A 19,438-nucleotide genomic window follows, 5' to 3' on the forward strand; every position below is an offset into this window, starting at 1 on the left:
CAAGGGGGGAGGACGTCAGTGGTCGAAGAACACCAGGCTGGAGTTGATCAGTTCGGCGATGACTTCGGGATCGTGGGCGCGCCGGAGGGATTCCCGGAACGATTCCTTGGACAGCGAGCGGGCCAAGGTCGCGAGGACTTCCAGGTGGTCCGAGAACGAACTGGCCGGCGTAGCGATGAGCAGGACCAACGTGGCCGGTCCGTCGCTGGCGCCGAAGTCCAGCGAATGACCGAACTTCGTGACACCAACAGCGATGGAGACCCGGGAAACATACTCGCTGCGCGCGTGCGGAAGGCCAATGCCGCCCGGCAGTCCGGTGGCAAGCTGGTGCTCGCGCGAATTGACGACTTCGAGGAAGCCCTCGAGGTCCGTGATGCGCCCGGCCGCGTACAGCCGTTCCGCGAGCTGGCCCGCAGCATCTGTCTTGTCGACCGCTTCCATTTCAAGGATGACGGTCTCCGGCGTTGTCAGTTCGGCATCATACGGGTCCAGTGGTTCCGCCAAGTCGTTTTCCCTCCAGTGTGCCCAGCCGACCCAGGCCGCTTAGCGGAGGGGAACGATGTCATCGACCCCCATGCGCGCAGCATCGGCCGATTCGTCGTCGGGCTGCTGTTGGCTGAGCCGTTCAGCTTCCACCCGGGCCAGGTAGTGCTTGATTTCGCTTTCCCGCTGCGTGTCGCTCCAGCCAAGAATCTCTCCCATCAGCTTAGCGACAACAGGGACCGCGGAAACACCTCTGTCCCACGACTCGATCGAGATGCGGGTACGTCGTGTCAGGACATCATGGACATGCCGGGCACCCTCATGGGTCGCGGCATAGACGACCTCCGCCGCCAAATAGTCGTCGGCTCCAGGCAGCGGCTCGGCCATGGCGGGGTTGTCCTTGATGATGGCCAGGACGTCCGGGGTCATGGATCCGTAGCGGTTCAGGAGATGCTCCACCCTGGCGACATGCACTCCGGCTTCATCCGCGGTTCTTGCGCGCCGGTTCCATGCAGCCTTGAATCCCTCGGCTCCCAGGAGCGGAATGGTATCGGTGCAGCTCGCCGGTACGCGCTCGTCCATGGCCCGGGTCGCTTCGTCCACAGCGTCCTTCGCCATGACCCGGTACGTGGTGAACTTTCCACCTGCAACCACCACCAAGCCTGGAACGGGGTGCGCCACGACGTGTTCGCGTGAAAGTTTCGCCGTTGAGTCGCTCTCCCCCGCCAGCAGCGGGCGGAGGCCCGCGTAGACTCCCTCGACATCCTCACGGGTCAGGGGCCGCTTCAAGACACGGTTGACGTGTTCAAGGACATAGTCGATGTCCTTTGTGGACGCGGCGGGGTGCGCCTTGTCGAGCTTCCAGTCGGTGTCCGTTGTGCCGATGATCCAGTGCCGGCCCCACGGGATGACGAACAACACGGATTTTTCGGTCCTCAGTATCAATCCCACTGTGGATTGGAAGCGGTCGCGCGGGACCACAAGGTGGATGCCTTTGGAGGCGCGGACCTTGAGTTGGCCGCGGTCCGTCACCATGGCCTGGGTCTCGTCTGTCCAGACTCCGGTGGCGTTGACCACTTGCTTGGCGCGGACTTCGATGATGCTGCCGTCCTCCTGGTTTTCCACCTTCGCACCGACCACACGTTCGCCCTCGCGCACGAACGACACCACGCGCATCCTGTTCACGGCATGCGCTCCGTAATGTGCCGCGGTGCGGACGACATTCACCACCAGCCTGGCGTCGTCGACCTGCGCATCGTAATAGCGGATGGAACCGACGAAGGCATCGTTCTTGAGGCTGGGGGCTGCCCTCAGTGTTCCGCGCCGGAAGAGGTGCTTGTGCATGGGCACACCGCGGCTGTGTCCGGAGGTGAGGCCGAGCGTGTCGTAGAGGAAGATCCCGGCACCAACGTACGGGCGTTCCCAAAACCGCCGGGTCAGCGGGTAGAGGAACGGGACCGGCCGGACGAGGTGCGGTGCGATCTGTTGGATCAGCAGTCCGCGCTCCTGGAGGGCCTCCTGGACCAGCGCGAAGTCCAGCATTTCCAGGTAGCGCAGGCCACCGTGAATCAGTTTTGAGGACCTCGACGACGTGCCGGAAGCCCAGTCCCTGGCCTCGACAATGCCAACGGACAAGCCGCGGGTCACGGCGTCCAACGCCGCCCCGGCCCCGACCACGCCTCCCCCGACGATCAGGATGTCGAGTTCCTTGCCAGGCTCGGTGGTGCCCTTGAGAACGTCGATGGATCTGGCCCGCGCGTCTGGACTCAATGCACCGCTGGATGCATCATCCCTTTGCGAACCATCTGCAACACTGCTCATTGGACGCCTCCCATCGCACAAAGCCCGTAGTTCCCCACACTACTTCTTGTCCGCGGGCTTGGGCAGGGTTTTCGCGCGACTGCTCAAGCGGCCGAATGGGCGCTACCGCCCGGAGTAAGGCGAGACGACGACGTCGACGCGCTGGAACTCCTTCAGGTCCGAATAGCCGGTGGTGGCCATGGAACGGCGAAGCGCTCCGATCAGGTTGGACGTTCCGTTGGTGTGGTGGCCCGGTCCGAAGAGTACTTCTTCGAGGGGCCCGACAGTGCCGACGTTGACCCTGTCGCCGCGGGGCAGCTCAAGGTGGTGGGCTTCCTGGCCCCAGTGCCAGCCCTTGCCCGGGGCTTCTTCGGCACGTGCCAGGGCGCTGCCGAGCATGACGGCGTCGGCGCCCATGGCGATGGCTTTGACGATGTCACCCGAACTGCCCATGCCGCCGTCGGCGATCACGTGCACGTATCGTCCGCCGGATTCATCCATGTAGTCGCGGCGGGCTGCGGCGACGTCGGAAATGGCGGATGCCATGGGCGAATGGATGCCGAGCGCACGGCGCGTTGTGGTCGTCGCGCCGCCGCCAAAGCCCACCAGGACGCCGGCCGCACCAGTACGCATGAGGTGCAGTGCCGGGGTGTACCCGGCGGCTCCGCCGACGATCACCGGGACGTCCAGTTCGTAGATGAACTGCTTGAGGTTCAGTGGCTCGTGGTTCTTGGAGACGTGTTCGGCCGAGACGGTGGTGCCCCGGATGACAAAAATGTCGACGCCGGCGGCAACCACGGTTTTATAGTGCTCCTGGGTGCGCTGCGGCGTCAGCGATCCGGCCACGGTCACGCCCGAAGCCCGGATTTCCGCGAGCCTGGTGGTGATCAGTTCGGGCTGGATGGGAGCCTTGTAGAGCTCCTGCATGCGCCGAGTGACCGCCGGGCTGGCCGTTTCATCCTCAAGGGCGGAGATCTCGTCCAGCACGGATTGGGGGTCCTCGTAGCGCGTCCACAAACCCTCGAGGTCCAGCACGCCCAGGCCGCCCAGCCGGCCAAGTGCGATGGCCGTTTCAGGAGACATCGCAGAGTCCATGGGTGCGGCGATCACTGGCATCTCGAACTTGTAGGCATCAATCTGCCATGAGACGGAGACGTCCTTGGGGTCGCGCGTCCGGCGGTTGGGGACGATCGCGATGTCATCCAGGGAGTAGGCACGACGCCCACGCTTGCCACGGCCAATCTCAATCTCATAAGTCACTGCTCTAGGTTATCCCAGTGCGCCGCGATCTTCCGGCAGGGTGACGTACAGCATGACGGCGGGGGCTGCCGCGAAAACAGCCGAGCCCGCCACCTTCCTGGAGGGAGGTGGCGGGCTCGCTTGAACTGCCTATGGGAAGAATGGCGCCTAGCGTGAACCGTAGTTCGGGGCCTCGACGGTCATCTGGATGTCGTGCGGGTGGGACTCCTTCAGCCCGGCCGCAGTGATGCGCACAAACTTGCCGCGTGCTTTGAGCTCTGCGATGGTCGGAGCACCCGTGTAGAACATGGTCTGGCGCAGGCCGCCCACCAGCTGGTACGCCACCGAGGAGAGCGGGCCGCGATATGCGACGCGGCCTTCGATACCTTCCGGAATGAGCTTGTCATCGCCGGAAACGTCAGCCTGGAAATAACGGTCCTTCGAATAGGACGTGTTCTTGCCGCGGGACTGCATGGCCCCCAGGGACCCCATGCCCCGGTAGCTCTTGAACTGCTTGCCGTTCACGAAGATCAGCTCACCCGGCGACTCGTCGCAGCCGGCCAGCAGGGAGCCCAGCATGACGGTGTCGGCACCGGCCACGAGGGCCTTGCCGATGTCGCCCGAGTACTGCAGGCCGCCGTCGGCGATCAGCGGGACTCCGGCGGGGATGGCCGCCTTCGAGGACTCATAGATGGCCGTGATCTGGGGGACGCCCACACCGGCAACCACGCGCGTGGTGCAGATGGAGCCCGGGCCCACGCCCACTTTGATGCCGTCGGCGCCGGCGTCGATCAGTGCCTGGGCACCTTCACGGGTGGCTGCCTGGCCACCGATGATGTCAACGTGCGCGGCCACGGGGTCGGACTTCAGCCGGGTGATCAAGTCCAGGACACCCTGCGAGTGGCCGTTGGCGGTGTCCACGAACAATGCGTCGACGCCGGCGTCGATCAGCGTCATGGCGCGTTCCCAGCCGTCGCCGAAGAAGCCGATGGCGGCGCCGACCCGGAGGCGGCCTTCCTCGTCCTTCGTCGCGAGCGGGTACTGCTCGGCCTTGGTGAAGTCCTTCGTCGTGATGAGCCCCTTGAGGCGTCCCTGCTCGTCAACGAGGGGCAGCTTCTCGATCTTGTTGGTGGCCAGCTTGTGCGAGGCCTCTTCGCGGCTGATGCCGACGTGCCCGGTGATGAGCGGCATCTTGGTCATGACGTCGCTGACCAGCCGCAGCGGGAAGTCGGATTCCGGGACGAAGCGGGTGTCTCGATTGGTGACGATGCCCAGCAGCCGGCCATCGGGGTCGATAACGGGGAGGCCGGAAACCCGGTACCGCGAACACAGTTCGTCCAGTTCCTGGAGGGTTGCTTCCGGGTGGATGGTCAGGGGGTTGGTGATCATCCCGGACTCGGAGCGCTTGACGCGATCGACATGGTCGGCCTGGTCTTCGATGGACAGGTTGCGGTGGATCACGCCGAGTCCGCCCTGGCGGGCCATGGCGATGGCCATGCGGGACTCGGTGACGGTGTCCATGGCGGCGGACAGCAGCGGCGTCTGGACGGAAATCCGCTTGGAGATCCGGGAGGAAGTATCAGCTTCCGAGGGAATGACGTTGGTGCGGCCCGGCAGCAGCAGGACGTCGTCGTAAGTCAGGCCGACAAAGCCAAAGGGATCGTGTTGGGGCTGGGTCATGAGTGCGCCTCTTACCTTGGTTCTGGGGGGTTGCTCTGGTAGGGGTTGCAGCTGATGACCAGCCCGTCATTACGGGACTGGCCTGTGCAGAAAGGTTCTGAATAAATAGTAGAACCTCGCCGCCGATCCCCATATTCCGCGAGGGCAATGTGAGCAACGGCACCCGGGGGGCTCCCGTTGTCGGGCCCGGCTGGGCGTCGGGGTCCCTGACTCCGGGTGCCTAGCTCCAGCCGGTGGCGGCCAGCCACCTTTCCTTGAGCATGGGCGCCATGCTCGCAACATAGGTCTTGGAGAGGTGGTTGTTGTCCAAGTAGACAAACGTGTTGCCCACAACCCCGGGACATTCCGTGCCGTTGCAAATCAGATCGGTCATATCCAGGATGGACAAGCCCGGGTACTTCCCCTGAAGGGACGCGAGCGGGTTCTGGGCCGCCAGCAATTGCTCCTGGCTTGGATTGCAGTCGGGGCTGTGTTGACCTTTGACCGCGACGCAGTCGGCCATGTTGAAATCGAACCTCGGGTTGTCCCGTACGGCGATGACGTTGATGCCCTTACCCGTGAGCATCTTCACTGTGTCTTCAAGGCCCACTGTCAGCTTTTCATCGGGCGATGAGGGCGATGCCGCCGTCCCCACCAGGAATACGGCACTCGGTGGATGCTGGTCGATCTGCTGGACGACGGCGTCGTTGAAGGCCTTGCACGGTGCGTCCAATCCGGAGGTATCCACGGTGAACGGACATGCGCCGAGCAGCAGCTGGTAGGTGCGCCATTGCTCCTGTTCGGCCACCGGAGCCACCGCGGCCAGCCATTGCTCCGCGTGGGAGTCGCCGAGCACCAGAATGGTCCGGCTGGATTCGGCCGGCTGATTGTTTTGAAGGCAAACCCCTTGGAGGATTTTGGACGAAGGCACCAGATCTCCCGAGCATTTGCTGGGTAGATTTGCCCAGTCCTGGGCCAGCTTTTCAGCGGTGGGAAGCAGGACAGCGCTGGGACTCACTTCGTTGACGTAGCCGGGCACCAAGGCAGCGGCTCCAGGGTTGTCCTTTTGGGCTTGGTCCATGGCGATTTTGGCGGTCACGTTCTGCTGCACCGTGAAACCGATCAACGGCACAATCGCGATAGTGAGGCAGGCGACGATCGCGACGGCGGCACGTCGCCGGTTCACTTCGGGCCACTTCCATTCCCTGAACGGCTTCTCGACGAACTTGGTCGTCAGGAAGGCCAGAACCAACGCGGTGGCAATGATGACGGTCCCGGAGAGCCAGCCGGCGTGGTCCTTCCCTGTCCAGATGAGGGAGATGACCAGCAACGGCCAATGCCACAAGTACAGTGCATAGGAGTTGTCGCCCAGGCGAACGAGGGGCCGGGAGCTGAGGATCCGGTCCACTCCGAATCGGCTGCCGGTCTGGCCCGCGGCAATGATGCAGGCGGCCGCCAGGGTTGGCCAGAGTGCCACGAAGCCAGGGAACGCCGTCTGGACCTGGAGCACGATCCCGCAGCTCAGCATGGCGATAACGCCGACCCACCCCATCACCACGCGGACGTTCTTCGAGATCTTCACCATCGGCAGGACCAGGGCAGCCAGTGTTCCGAGGGCGAACTCCCACAGCCTGGCGAAAGTATCAAAGTAGGCGGTGGTCTGGTTCGACGCCGTGGCAATGATCGAGTAGGTGAGCGACACCAGGAAGATCAGCCCGAACACATACGTCAGGGCGACCCTGTATCGGAGGGCGTACTTTCTGCAGACCAATGCGGCGATCGCGAAAATGACCGGCCAAAGGATGAAGACCTGGCCCTGGATCGAAAGGGACCAGAAATGCTGCAGGGGACTCGCTTGGCTGCGGTCGGCAGCGTAGTAGTTGACCGCTTCCCGCTGGAGGAGCCAGTTCTGGACGTAGAAAAGGGAGGCCCAGACCTGGTCGACCAAGGCTGCCCACCGGGTTTTGGGGAGGACCACGAAGATGGCGGCCAAAGTACCCAGGAGAACCACGACGGTTGCCGGAAGCAGCCGCCGGAACAAGTGAAGCCAATGCCTCAGCAGGTCCATGGGCCGGTGCTGCGCATAGCGGTTTGTGAACTGCAATGTCATCAAGAAGGCGGACACCAGAAGGAAGACGTCTACGCCACCGGAAACCCTGCCGAACCACACGTGGTACGTAACCACCATGAGCACCGCGAGGGAGCGCAGGCCTTGAATTTCAGGGCGAAAGTTCGGCTTTCTTCCGGTGCCACTGGAACGACGTTGCTCCTTGGTAGTAGCCGTCGTTTGCGCAGTTGACACAACAATGCCCCTCAATGACCTAGATCGAACCATAAATCTTACTGATTCGTAATAACAAGTGCCAATCGAAAATCCATTCGAGAAGCATCCATCACTCAATTAGGTCATGCTTGGCTGGACGTTGACATGGCGAATACCGAGTGCCAACTGTGGGCTCGTCCATGCCGCGACGAAGGTAGCCGGGAGCCAAACGCAGGAGGCCCGGCCCCCAACGGGACCGGGCCTCCTGCGTCGGACAACCAGGATTAGTGGCTGTGGCCTGCGTGCTCGTCTTCTTCGGCCGGCTTCTCGACAACCAGGGTCTCGGTGGTGAGAACCAGGGCTGCGATGGACGCGGCATTCTGAAGCGCGGAGCGGGTGACCTTGACGGGGTCGATCACGCCGGCGGCGATCAGGTCCTCGTACACGGCGGTCTTCGCGTTGAAGCCATGGTTGTCTTCCAGCTCGGCAACCTTGGCGACGACGACGTATCCGTCGAAGCCAGCGTTCTGGGCGATCCAGCGAAGGGGCTGGGTCAGGGCTCGGCGGACGATCCCAACGGCGGCAGCCGCGTCGCCTTCCAGTGCCTTGACGGCAGGGTCCTCGTCCAGTGCCTTGAGGGCGTGGATGAGGGCGGAACCGCCGCCGGAGACGATGCCTTCTTCAAGGGCAGCACGCGTGGAGGACACTGCGTCCTCGATACGGTGCTTCTTTTCCTTGAGTTCGACCTCGGTGGCTGCGCCGACCTTGATGACGCCGATGCCGCCGGCAAGCTTTGCAAGCCTTTCCTGCAGCTTTTCCCGGTCCCAGTCGGAGTCGGTGCGGGTCAGCTCGGCACGGATCTGGGCGACGCGTGCTGCGACGTCCTCGGGTGTGCCGGCGCCGTCAACAATCGTGGTGTTGTCCTTGGTGACGGTGATGCGGCGGGCACTGCCGAGCACCTCGAGGCCAACCTGGTCCAGGGAAAGGCCGAGCTCCGGGGAGACTACCTGTGCGCCGGTCAGTGTGGCGATGTCCTGCAGCATGGCCTTGCGGCGGTCGCCGAAGCCCGGTGCCTTGACGGCGACGACGTTCAGGGTGCCGCGGATACGGTTCACGATCAGCGTGGACAGCGCTTCGCCGTCGATGTCCTCAGCAATGATGAAGAGCGGCTTGGCGGCCTGCAAGGCCTTCTCGAGGAGCGGCAGGAATTCCTGCAGCGAGGAGATCTTGCCCTGGTTGATCAAGATGAGCGCGTCCTCCAGAACAGCTTCCTGGCGTTCCGCGTCAGTGACGAAGTACGGGGACAGGTAGCCCTTGTCGAACTGCATGCCCTCGGTGAGGACCAGTTCGGTCTGCGTGGTGGAGGACTCTTCGATGGTGATGACACCATCCTTGCCGACCTTGCCGAAAGCCTCGGCGAGGAGCTCGCCAACCTCATCGCTCTGGGCGGAGATCGCGGCGACGCTGGCAACCTGCGTGCCTTCTACTTCGCGGGCGTTCTCCAGGAGGCGGGCAGCCACGGCCTGGACGGAAACCTCGATGCCACGCTTGATTTCGCCCGGGGCGGCTCCAGCGGCAACGTTGCGCAGGCCTTCCTTGACGAGGGCCTGCGCAAGCACGGTGGCCGTGGTGGTGCCGTCGCCTGCGACGTCATTGGTCTTCGTTGCGACTTCCTTGGCCAGCTGCGCGCCAAGGTTCTCATACGGGTCGTCGAGTTCGACTTCGCGGGCGATCGTCACGCCGTCGTTGGTGATGGTGGGAGCTCCCCACTTCTTGTCCAGAACGACGTTGCGGCCACGCGGGCCAAGGGTGACCTTGACGGTGTTGGCGAGCTTGTCAATGCCTGCTTCGAGCGAGCGACGGGCAGCGTCGTTAAACGCAAGCTGCTTTGCCATGGTTGTGTCCTTTCAAGACGGAAAACCCGCACCGCTGATTCGACCGGAAAAGTCCGACGTAATCTGCGATGCGGGATCCAGGGAATTACTTAACGACGATCGCCAGAACGTCGCGGGCGGACAGAACGAGGTATTCGTTGCCGCCGGTCTTGACTTCAGTTCCGCCGTACTTGGAGTAGATGACGACGTCGCCAACGGTTACGTCGACCGGAACCCGGTTGCCGTTGTCATCGAAGCGGCCGGGGCCAACTGCAACAACTTCGCCTTCCTGCGGCTTTTCCTGTGCAGTGTCCGGGATGACCAGGCCGGAAGCCGTGGTCTGCTCTGCTTCGAGCGGGCGGACAACAATGCGATCCTCGAGAGGCTTAATGGAGACCGACACTCGGATCTCTCCTTTACGTGAGGTAGTACATGGACTATCAAACCAGGGGTGCCGTGGCGGGCTTACCGTCGTCGCGGTGCCGGTAAGTGCCTGGCGGCATTAGCACCCGCCTAGGGAGAGTGCTAATCAAGACTCTATGTAAGCATTAGCACTCGGTCAAGGCGAGTGCCAGAATTCCGTCACGGGTGAACACCCGGAGCGCCGCTTCCGGTCGGAAGCTCATTGCCCGGCGAGGTCGTCGAAGTCGACATCCTCGCCGTCGTCGTACTCTTCCGCCGGCGCGGTTCCGCGGTTCAGGTACAGCACCACGCCGCTCGCGAGCGCGACGACGCCGAACACCACCAGCCCGACGATCGCACCGATGCGCGCACCGGAATAGGTGTCCCGGATCTCCCGGGCCTCGTCAGTGGCGTCCTGGACGCTCTTTCCGGTCATGGAGTAGGTAGCTGCATTGAAGGAATCGAGGAAGAAAATAATGATCAAGAGAGCGATGCAGACAACGGCAATCAAAGCACCGACGATAAGCGCCGGGCGGGCATACTTGGAAAGATTTCCGGCGAAGGGACGTCTATCGGGGACAGAGGGAGAACCATTGGCGTCGTCAGGCTGGCGTACTGGGTTGTCTTCCATGGCATCAACCCTATCCGCCCGAGTGCTCCTGGATCCCCCTCCACCCCGTATGACAGGCGAGCACTAGGCTAGTTCCCATGGCTGACACACCCCAGGACCACATTGCCCCCTTGCTGACAACCGAGGGTTGGGAACTTCTGGCATCCTTGGGACCGTACCGCGACGGCGAAGCGTTGGCCCTCAATGCCCGCCTGCGCAAGGACGGCCACTCCCCCGGGCTGGTGGCCGCCGTCCTCACCCAATCCAGGCTCCGCACCCGGGCCGAGGCCAAGTTCGGCGAATTCGCCCGGCAGATGCTCTTCACCCAAGCCGGCCTGGAGCAGGCCACCCGGCTCAGTGTGGCAGCCAGGCACGCCGAGCGTTTCGCCAAGGCGGGCACGCAGCACGTCGCGGACTTGGGCTGCGGGCTCGGAGCCGACTCCATGGCCATGGCCTCGATGGACATCAAGGTCACCGCCGTGGAACTGGATGAGACCACCGCGGCGTGCGCCACCATCAACCTCATGCCCTTCCCGCATGCGTCAGTGGTGCACACTGACGCTACGTCCGTGCCCCTCGACGGGGTCGACGGCGTGTGGCTCGATCCGGCGCGCCGCACGACGTCGTCGTCGGGGACGAAGCGTATCTGGGATCCGGAGGCGTTCTCGCCGCCGTTGTCCTTCGTTGAATCGCTGGCCGCTACCGGAAAGTCGGTCGGCGTCAAGATGGGTCCGGGGATGCCGCACGAATCGGTTCCGGGCGGCTGTGAGGCGCAGTGGGTCTCGGTGGGAGGGGACGTCACCGAAGTAACGCTGTGGTTCAACGACGTCGCCCGTCCCGGCATCCGTCGTGCGGCACTGGTGCTCGGGCCGCAAGGCGCAGCCGAGATCACCAGCGGCGAAGATTTCGACGGCGGCCCGGTGCCCGACGTCGGACCGGTGGAGGGGTACCTCTATGAACCGGACGGCGCGGTGATCCGCGCCGGACTGGTGGCCGACGTCGCACTCCGGCTGGGCGGGCACCTGGTGGACCGGCACATCGCCTACATTTGCGCTCCGGAGCTGGTGGAGACCCCATTCGCGCGCGCCTACAAAGTCCTGGAGGTCATGCCGTTGAACGTCAAGGCCCTCAAGGCCTGGGTGAAGGCCAACGGCATCGGTGTACTGGACATCAAGAAGCGCGGCACATCCGTCACCCCCGAGGAACTGCGGAAACAATTGCTGCCGGCCGGAAAGGGCTCGGCGAAAGGCCGCGGCAACAAGACAGCCACCCTGGTCCTCACGAGGATCGGCGAGGAAAAGGTGGCTGTTGTGGTGGAGCCGGCAGCGGCCGACTAGGTTACGCCAGGCCGGCCCCGCGGCGCCCTACTGGGCCCGCGTGAACTCTTCGGCAGCGGCCACTTGCTCCGGAGTTGGCGTGATGCCGGTGTAGAGCACGAACTGTTCGAGCGCCTGGATCGTGGCCACCTCGGCACCGCTGATGACGGTCTTTCCTGCCGCACGGCCAGCCTTGATGAGCGGCGTCTCTGCAGGGAGGGCGACGACGTCGAACACCACCTGCGCGGCCGCGACCGCCGCTTCGGGGAAGGACAGCGAGCCGGACTCGGGTCCGTCGGCCATGCCGACCGGCGTGACGTTGACGATCACGTCCGCGGTCGACTCTCCAACTTCGGCCTGCCAGTCGAAGCCGTAGAGCGCCGCGAGGGATTGTCCGGACTTCTCGTTCCGCGCAACCACCGTGACGCGAGAGAATCCGGCGTCGCGGAAGGCTGCCGCGGTGGCCTTGGCCATGCCGCCGGAACCGCGGAGCAGCACGGACGACGCCGGGTCGATCGCGTTGCGCTCGATCAGCTGGGCGATCGCGGTGTAGTCGGTGTTGTAGGCCGTGAGTACCCCGTCGTCGTTCACGATCGTGTTGACCGAGTCGATAGCGGCGGCCGATGCGTCCATGCGGTCGACGAGGGCGATGACGTCTTCCTTGTACGGCATTGAGACGGCGCAGCCGCGGATGCCCAGGCCGCGCACGCCGGCGATCGCGTTCGGGAGGTCAGCTGGAGCGAAGGCTTTGTAGATCCAGTTCAGGCCGAGCGCCTCGTAGAGGAAGTTGTGGAAACGCGTTCCGTTGTTGCTCGGCCGGGCAGAGAGTGAAATGCAAAGCGTCATGTCTTTGTTGAGGATCGGCATAACGGGGCTTCCTTCGCGTAGCGGGTTCTCTGCCCAGCCTAGACGGGGAGCTAGCCTTGGCGCGCCTTGAAGCGCGGGTTCAGCTTGTTGATGACAAAGGTGCGGCCTCGCCGACGCACCACCTGCGCGCCGGGAACCTTCTTGAGGGCACGCAGCGAATTCCTGACTTTCATGGGTTCTCCTTCTCGGGTTGTGACTTGGTTGATGGCGGCTTTGTTCCGCCGCGGCTGCAGCCCGGCTACCCTATGGTCCGGCTACAGGGTGGATTCGAGTTCGAAAGGGTCCTCGAGTCCGGCGAAGCCGAGCCGCATCTCCGCTTCGCTCAGCGCACATCCGTCCAGAAGTGCGCGGATTTCGGCTGCGTCGAGGTCTTCCTCCCGTCCGGTCACGGCGAGCACCGTGCCCCGGTCGCCGAAGCGGGGATGCCAGTCGAGGACAGCGTCGACGTCGGGGTGCGCCTTTCCGTGCTGCGGGCCTTCGCCGCCGGGGACGGGCCCGGCACCAGCATCCGCGAGCCACTCGCCTGTGCTCTCGAGCCAAACGCGCGGCCCGATTCCCTGCACCGCGATCCGGACTTTGGCAGCCGAGGCAATCCACAAGCGGCCCCTCATCCAGTGGGATCCCTCGGCCAACCTGGGCAGCGCTTCCTGGAATCGAGCCGGATGAAGGGGGCGTTCCACTTTGTGGAGCACGGTCCTGAAACGCCCCGCCCCTTGCTCGAGAGGAACCCGCACGGAACCGCGACGCATCCTCGCGAAGGCCTCGGCGCCGTCGTAGCAGCCGGGCCGGAAGTCGTCGTCGCTGGTGGAAACGGCGGCGTGCGGCGCAAGCTGCCCAAGGAGTTCCAGCCCTTGCGCCCAGGCCTCGCTTGAGTCCGGGCGCAAGCCGGTGAGCTCTGCCTCAAGGCCGGCGTGCACCATGACGGTGTCCGCATGGCCCAGTTCCCCGATGAGGAATTCGCCGCTGGTGCGGTCGTCCTCGGGCATGGCCGTGAAGCCGGACTCGTACAGCGTGTGCTTGTCCCAGATGTGGTCTTCCAGCCCCGAGGGATCGATCGCCAACACGGCGTTGTCAATGACGGCGGCCCATCCCAGGCCTCGCTTGAGTTCCGCCACCGCCATATCCACGGAGACACCGGGCGGCAAGCCGAGGACGACGTGGTCATGACCGGAAGACCCGAGACGTTCCGCCGTCGGGACAACATCGAGACGGACCGTGCAGCTGAGGCAACCATGTTCCAAGGCGGTTTGGGCTTGCTCCACCAGTTGGCCGTCGCGGAAGATCCTTCGCAAGACAATGGAGCCGTCCAGGAGGTCGTGCAGGACTACCACCGAATCTCGATGGGTCCGCCCAAGCCTGGCGACGGCTGCTTCGCGGCATTGGCTGTCCAGGGAACTGACAACAGAAAGATGCATGTTCACTAGCTTAGATGCAAATCATTATCATTAGCAAAAATGCTTTACCTTCCATGAAATCCGTCCATGCGTGTGACTCGCAACGATAAATGGCGGTCTTTTCGCAGCGCTATTTGTCACTCTGCAGCCCGTTGGGAGGATCCATCACCGGGGGTGCTCGACTAATCGCCAGTGTCCGCTTGTGGCGCGAGCCGCCTCGAATTAGGCCACTCCGCGTCATTCCAGAGCACAGGCGTGGCGCCGACTGGATCAAAACTGATCCGGGAATCATTGCTCTGCACAAGGCATATCATCTTGTGCCCGAACAGAGCGGCTTCGCGGGAGCGCTGGGCGATGATATCCAGAAGGGTCTGCGCTGTCCCGGGACGAGCCAATGCGAAGGCGTCGTATCCGAGGAACGCCAACACGAACCCTGTGGCGTCGGCGTCCCAACCGTAGTCATGCGAGATGACATCCCGAAGGCAGTCATTCAGGGCGTCTAGGTTACGGCCATAATAGCTCGGGAAATCAAGCGCCTCGGAGATCCCCGCGTGAAAATCTGCCTCGCTCGACCACGATGATGCGTCCAAAATAGTGACTTGGTAGCCTTGTTCGGCCAGCCATGTGGTTGTCTCATCGAGCACCGGTCGCCGATGAAACAACGAGACAGCCGTATTGATCAATAGGCGGAAGTCTAGATCGTGCTCAAGATCTGCCTCGGAGTCGAAAGCATTCATGCAGAGATCTTACGGGCCTTCACCTGACGGCCAGCCTCGACAAATTGGAGACAACCCCCCGGCGAGTCGAACGACACGCGATAGGCACCGACCGGCTCATGGCACAGTCAGGTCCGCCCGTTAGTCGGTCGATCACCGTGCTGCGGAAGCCCGCCCACTGGTTTAGCTGGCTGAGCCCACGCTCACGGCCAGGCCTCAATCGCGGCTCGCGCTGACTGTTCCACCTCTCGTCCCGTCAGCATGGCATGGAGCACGATTGCCAGGAGCTCGGCAGCCAGTTCGAACGCCAAGGGTGATGATTCGACCGGATCAAAAGCCGCGCGATCTACAACGATGCGGCCGGCCGGCAGCGGGCGACGAATGAATCCGTCGACGACCGGCTGCGCAAACTCGTCGGGCAGTCCCGGAATCAGCGGAGTCCACAAGCGGCTCCTGCACGAAGGAGTTCCGGTGCTGTCCTCTCCCGAGGTCTGCACCTCGATGAGAAGATCAGCCTCGCCTTCACTGGGCGTGAAGGCACCTCCCAGGAGTGCTCGCGGCATCAACCCACCGGCGTGTCGGACGATCTCCACAACGGCACGGACCGGCCGAAGGGCGTCCCGCGAGGACTTCGTTTGAACCAACTCAAGGATGGTCCGGCCCGGGGCAAACGATGCGGTCAGCTCGTCGTCGATCACTGACGCCCGCCGGGTTCCCAAGGAGATGACCATTTGATCCGGTTCGCCGCTCGCGCTAATGCCCGTAACCAGATCGTCTCAGACGGCGACTGCCACATGGCCCGCGACATCCTGGCATCGCAGCGCCAGTTCACAAACGACCGATTGTGAGACTGTCGACGAGTTGTCATTTTCAGCACCAGCCTGCACGACGGCCCGCGTCTTTTCGGGGTTGTGCAGGCGAGTGTTGAGCACTGGTTTTTCAGTACCCGTCTGCACTAACCTCGTTTCTGCTTGATACTCCTCTGCACAACAGGGAGGTGGCGGAGTGGACTCGGAACCGGTGCGCATTGGCGAGTCCGGCACGTTGACCATGCCGGACGTTGTGTGGGATCGCACGAAGATAGTTTCGGCAGTGATCGCACCGTTGGCAGCGAAGGCGGTTGTCGGCAGGGCAGCGGTTGATGCGGCCGCATCGGGGTTGGGGATATCCCGCCGCCAGGTCTATGTATTGATCAAACGGCACCGTGACGGATCTGGTCTGCTGACGGATTTGGCCCCGCGGCGTTCCTCCGGCGGGAAAGGAACCCTGCGCCTCTCTGATGCGGTCGAGGACCTCGTCCGCGAGCTGGTGCGTAAGCAGTTCCTGACCCGGCAGAAGCGGACGTTAGCGGCGGTGTATCGCGACATCGCGGCAGCATGCCGGGCACGAGGACTTCCTGTTCCGGCCAGGAACACCGTGGAGCGACGGATCCGGGCGCTGAACCCGGTGGAGGTGGGCCGCCGCCGGGGCGGAGCGGATGCGGTGCGTGGCTTGCAGTCCGCCGGTGGCCAGGTTCCGTTGATCGGGGACATTTTGGAGCAGGTACAGATCGATCACACGGTGATCGACGTGATCGTCGTCGACGAACTGGAACGGCAACCGATCGGCCGGCCGTATCTGACCGCCGCGATCGATGTCTACAGCCGATGCATTATTGGCATGGTCGTGACTCTGGAGGCGCCGTCGGCAGTGTCGGTCGGCTTGTGTCTGGCGCATGCCGGCACCGATAAACGGCCCTGGCTTGAGAGTTTGGGTGTTGAGGCGCAGTGGCCGATGAGCGGAAAACCGAGGCAGTTGTATCTGGACAACGCCAGCGAATTCAAGAGTGAGGCGTTGCGGCGCGGGTGTGAGCAGCACGGGATCGAGCTGGCCTATCGGCCGCAGGGCCGGCCGCACTATGGCGGGATCGTGGAACGGGTGATCGGCACCGCGATGGCCCAGGTCCACGAACTTCCCGGGACCACATTCTCCAATCCGGTCGAACGCGGCCGGTATGACTCGGACCGGATGGCGATGCTCACCCTTCGCGAGCTGGAGAAATGGCTGACCCTCGCCGTAGCCGGCTACCACGGCACCATTCACAGCACCTTGGGACAGACACCGGCTGGCCGCTGGACCGACGGAGTCGCGGCCACGGGGATGCCGGCCGTGGTATCGAACCCGACAGCCTTCCTGGTCGACTTCCTCCCGGTCATACGGCGCACCCTGACCCGGACGGGATTCGTCATCGACCATGTCCACTATTTCTCCAACGCGCTGTCGCCCTGGATCAGCCGCCGCGACACGCTTGGCCCTTTCCTGATCCGCCGCGACCCGCGGGACATCAGCCGGATCTGGGTACTGGAACCGGACAGGCACCTCTATATAGAGGTACCGTATCGGACCATGGCGAATCCGGCCGTGAGCCTGTGGGAGCACAAACACGCCCTGGCACGGCTCCACGAGCGCGGCATCTCGCAGGTGGATGAGGCGGCCCTGTTCCGGATGATCGAACAGATGAGAGAGATCGCGGGCACCGCGACGAAAACAACCAAACGGATGCGCCGCGACACCGAGCGACGCAACATAGCGGCTACCGCAACGGAGAAGCGCGCCAAGAGCCCGGGCCCTCCAATGCCGCCTCAATCGCCTGACGATCAGATGCCGGACGCCGAGCCGGTAGCGGCCCAGGTGTCCCGGTTCGATCAGATCGAGCAGTGGTGAGAGCGCCCGACGGCGTCGCGTCTGATTTGTCCCACCTGCATCCGGCGGTGCGGGACGCGGCACGGTTGCCAGCAAAAGAGCGGGTGGAACTGATCCGGGCGGACCGGTGGATCGGCTACCCGCGGGCCGTGGAAACGGTGGCACGGCTGGAGACGCTGCTGCGCTGGCCGGACAAGCAGCGGATGCCCAACCTTTTGCTGGTCGGGCCGACGAACAATGGCAAGTCCATGATCGTGGAGAAGTTCCGCCGCGGGCACCTGCCAAGGACCGAAGCGGACCGGGAACACATCCCCGTGTTGTGTGTGCAGATGCCATCCGAGCCTTCCGTGCTGCGCTTCTACATCGCGCTCCTCGCCGCCCTCGGCGCGCCTCTTCAGCCCCGGCGGCGTCTGGCCGAGGTGGAGCAGGTGTCGCTGAACCTGCTGCGTGCCACGGGAGTGCGCATGCTCGTCATCGACGAACTGCATAACGTCCTCGCCGGGCAGGGCAACAGCCGCCGCGAGTTCCTGAACCTGCTGCGATTCCTCGGCAACGAGCTGCGCATTCCAATCATCGGGGTCGGAACACGGGAGGCGTATCTTGCGGTCCGATCCGATGACCAGTTGGAGAACAGATTCGAACCCGTCGTCCTCCCCCTGTGGAGTAACGGCGCCGACACCCTGTCATTGTTAGCCAGCTTCGCCGCCGCGCTGCCGCTGCACCGACCGTCCCGGATCGCCACCGCGGACATGGCCAGGTATTTGCTGGCCCGAAGCGAGGGAACCATTGGAGAACTCACCCGGCTTTTGACCACGGCGGCGATCGCCGCCGTGGAAAGCGGTGAAGAGAGCATCAACCACCGCACCCTGGCCATGGCCGAGTACGCCGGACCCACCGAACGGCGGCGATTGTTCGAACGGGAACTGCTGTGAGCGGACCCCCACGGTGGCCGGTGCATCCCGCGCCGACCGACGGTGAAGCGCTCTCCTCCTGGCTGCGCCGGATCGCCGGCTGCTACGGGACCGACACAGAGCACCTGGGCGATGACATCGGCTACAAGCTCGGGGCGGGCGACCTTGACGACATCGACATGGCGCCTCGCCCTGGCATGATCGAGGTCCTGGCGGAGCGGACCGGGGTCGCCCCTGCCCGGCTGCGGCAAATGAGTGTGGCCGGGTGGGTTCCGTGGTTGCTCGATGACATGGACCCCGGCACGGACGGCTTCGCCACCTATACCCGGCAGCTGTCGGTGCTGCGGCCGGCCGGGAAACACAAAGCGCGGCTGGTCCCGTCGTGGCGGCCGTGGCTGCCGGACCGACTGCCGGCGAGAGGGTGTCCGGAATGTGTGGCAGCGACCCCATCCCCTCATCCCTACCAGTTACTCTGGGCAATCCCCATCGTCTTCAGCTGCCCGGCCCACGGCTGCTGGCTGGAGGCAACCCTCGCCGCGCGCAGCTACTTCGGAATGTGGGATTTCGACCGGCCAGCACCCAGGCCGGCACCGCAACAAATCCTGACGTTGGATCAACGAACCCAGCACGCCTTCGCGCTCGGCCATGTTGACCTTCCGCGCCGACGAGTCAATGCCGGGATCTGGTTCCGGCTTCTTCGCACCGTCATCGATGAGCTCAGCTGCCCCCTCTCCGAGAACCGACCATCCGATACCGGCACCATCCGCCAGATATGGAAAGAAGCCGGCTATCCCGCCCGCGACGGACAGGGGCTCTGGCGCCCGTACGAACAGCAACCGGAAACGGTGCAACGGCACACCATGGAAGCTGCGGCCGCCGCCATCGCCCTCCTCGAGGCAGGGACAGTCACCGGACGCGGAACACATGCCAGTCTCTTCCTGCCCGAGCCGTACCGGGAAATCGATAACGGCAAACCGGCGAAGGAAAACCCGCAGGAAAAAGCCGTCTATCCGAAACCGCTCAGGCAGGCACTGGAGGAAGCGATCCAGGCATCACGGGAAGACCCCGCGGAGGCGCAGGCCCTCTACAACTTCGCCCTCATAGGATGCAGAACACCGGAGTCCGTGACCCGGCTGAGGGCCGACTTCGCCGAGCTCGGCATTCCCTTGGAAACCATGTCACCTATCAGCACTCATGCATCCTTTGCATGACGTAGAATAAA

Annotated in this window: 17 protein-coding genes; 4 read left to right on the top strand and 13 right to left on the bottom strand. The window is 63.9% G+C overall.

Annotation, left to right across the window (positions count from 1 at the left end; translation table 11 throughout):
* Positions 1–15 precede the first annotated feature (15 nt).
* From OIT41_RS14950 to OIT41_RS14985, 8 genes are all read right to left on the bottom strand, one after another.
* Positions 16–504, bottom strand: coding sequence for a PTS sugar transporter subunit IIA (locus tag OIT41_RS14950; RefSeq protein ID WP_059387422.1), 489 nt, complete (start codon positions 502–504; stop codon positions 16–18).
* Positions 505–543: 39 nt separating this feature from the next.
* Positions 544–2,304 (bottom strand): glycerol-3-phosphate dehydrogenase/oxidase, encoded by a 1,761-nt coding sequence (locus OIT41_RS14955; protein WP_241709809.1) that lies wholly within the window; start codon positions 2,302–2,304, stop codon positions 544–546.
* A 102-nt stretch (positions 2,305–2,406) separates the two neighbouring features.
* Positions 2,407–3,543: a GuaB3 family IMP dehydrogenase-related protein gene (locus OIT41_RS14960; RefSeq protein ID WP_241709810.1), complete on the bottom strand. Its 1,137-nt coding sequence runs from the start codon at positions 3,541–3,543 to the stop codon at positions 2,407–2,409.
* A gap of 147 nt (positions 3,544–3,690) precedes the next feature.
* Positions 3,691–5,202, bottom strand: a complete 1,512-nt coding sequence (gene guaB, locus OIT41_RS14965) for an IMP dehydrogenase (RefSeq protein WP_264636706.1) — start codon at positions 5,200–5,202, stop codon at positions 3,691–3,693.
* Positions 5,203–5,422: 220 nt separating this feature from the next.
* Positions 5,423–7,483, bottom strand: coding sequence for an acyltransferase family protein (locus OIT41_RS14970; RefSeq protein WP_264636707.1), 2,061 nt, complete (start codon positions 7,481–7,483; stop codon positions 5,423–5,425).
* 245 nt (positions 7,484–7,728) lie between these two features.
* Positions 7,729–9,339: a chaperonin GroEL gene (gene groL / locus OIT41_RS14975; protein ID WP_241709812.1), complete on the bottom strand. Its 1,611-nt coding sequence runs from the start codon at positions 9,337–9,339 to the stop codon at positions 7,729–7,731.
* Positions 9,340–9,424: 85 nt separating this feature from the next.
* On the bottom strand, positions 9,425–9,721 hold the full coding sequence (gene groES / locus OIT41_RS14980; RefSeq protein ID WP_028265041.1) for a co-chaperone GroES: 297 nt from the start codon (positions 9,719–9,721) through the stop codon (positions 9,425–9,427).
* A 219-nt stretch (positions 9,722–9,940) separates the two neighbouring features.
* On the bottom strand, positions 9,941–10,351 hold the full coding sequence (locus tag OIT41_RS14985; RefSeq protein ID WP_241709813.1) for a hypothetical protein: 411 nt from the start codon (positions 10,349–10,351) through the stop codon (positions 9,941–9,943).
* 77 nt (positions 10,352–10,428) lie between these two features.
* Here OIT41_RS14985 and OIT41_RS14990 point away from each other — a divergent pair, with 77 nt between their 5' ends.
* Positions 10,429–11,667, top strand: coding sequence for a class I SAM-dependent methyltransferase (locus OIT41_RS14990; protein WP_241709814.1), 1,239 nt, complete (start codon positions 10,429–10,431; stop codon positions 11,665–11,667).
* 27 nt (positions 11,668–11,694) lie between these two features.
* Here OIT41_RS14990 and OIT41_RS14995 read toward each other — a convergent pair whose 3' ends face one another.
* From OIT41_RS14995 to OIT41_RS15015, 5 genes are all read right to left on the bottom strand, one after another.
* Positions 11,695–12,513 (bottom strand): shikimate 5-dehydrogenase, encoded by an 819-nt coding sequence (locus OIT41_RS14995; RefSeq protein WP_241709815.1) that lies wholly within the window; start codon positions 12,511–12,513, stop codon positions 11,695–11,697.
* Between the two features lie 50 nt (positions 12,514–12,563).
* Entirely contained in the window at positions 12,564–12,686 is a 123-nt protein-coding gene (gene ykgO / locus OIT41_RS15000; RefSeq protein ID WP_059387417.1) for a type B 50S ribosomal protein L36, read from the bottom strand.
* Positions 12,687–12,767: 81 nt separating this feature from the next.
* Entirely contained in the window at positions 12,768–13,928 is a 1,161-nt protein-coding gene (locus OIT41_RS15005) for a GTP-binding protein (RefSeq protein WP_264636708.1), read from the bottom strand.
* Positions 13,929–14,089: 161 nt separating this feature from the next.
* Complete coding sequence (locus OIT41_RS15010; protein WP_264636709.1) at positions 14,090–14,644, bottom strand: barstar family protein; 555 nt, start codon at positions 14,642–14,644, stop codon at positions 14,090–14,092.
* Positions 14,645–14,826: 182 nt separating this feature from the next.
* Positions 14,827–15,354: a hypothetical protein gene (locus tag OIT41_RS15015; RefSeq protein ID WP_264636710.1), complete on the bottom strand. Its 528-nt coding sequence runs from the start codon at positions 15,352–15,354 to the stop codon at positions 14,827–14,829.
* A 274-nt stretch (positions 15,355–15,628) separates the two neighbouring features.
* Between OIT41_RS15015 and OIT41_RS15020 the strand changes: the two genes are divergently transcribed.
* The 3 genes from OIT41_RS15020 to OIT41_RS15030 are packed head-to-tail and all read left to right on the top strand — an operon-like array spanning position 15,629 to position 19,427.
* The gene (locus OIT41_RS15020) at positions 15,629–17,326 is read left to right on the top strand and encodes a Mu transposase C-terminal domain-containing protein (RefSeq protein WP_264636711.1); all 1,698 of its coding nucleotides are present in this window, start codon (positions 15,629–15,631) and stop codon (positions 17,324–17,326) included.
* A complete protein-coding gene (locus OIT41_RS15025; RefSeq protein WP_264637972.1) occupies positions 17,323–18,237 on the top strand; it encodes a TniB family NTP-binding protein in 915 nt (304 codons plus the stop codon). Before OIT41_RS15020 ends, OIT41_RS15025 begins: the two co-directional genes overlap by 4 nt.
* Positions 18,234–19,427, top strand: coding sequence for a TniQ family protein (locus tag OIT41_RS15030; RefSeq protein ID WP_264636712.1), 1,194 nt, complete (start codon positions 18,234–18,236; stop codon positions 19,425–19,427). Before OIT41_RS15025 ends, OIT41_RS15030 begins: the two co-directional genes overlap by 4 nt.
* Positions 19,428–19,438 lie beyond the last annotated feature (11 nt).

The sequence above is a fragment of the Arthrobacter sp. YA7-1 genome (assembly GCF_025960325.1).
GTDB classification, from domain to species: Bacteria; Actinomycetota; Actinomycetes; order Actinomycetales; family Micrococcaceae; genus Arthrobacter; species Arthrobacter bambusae_A.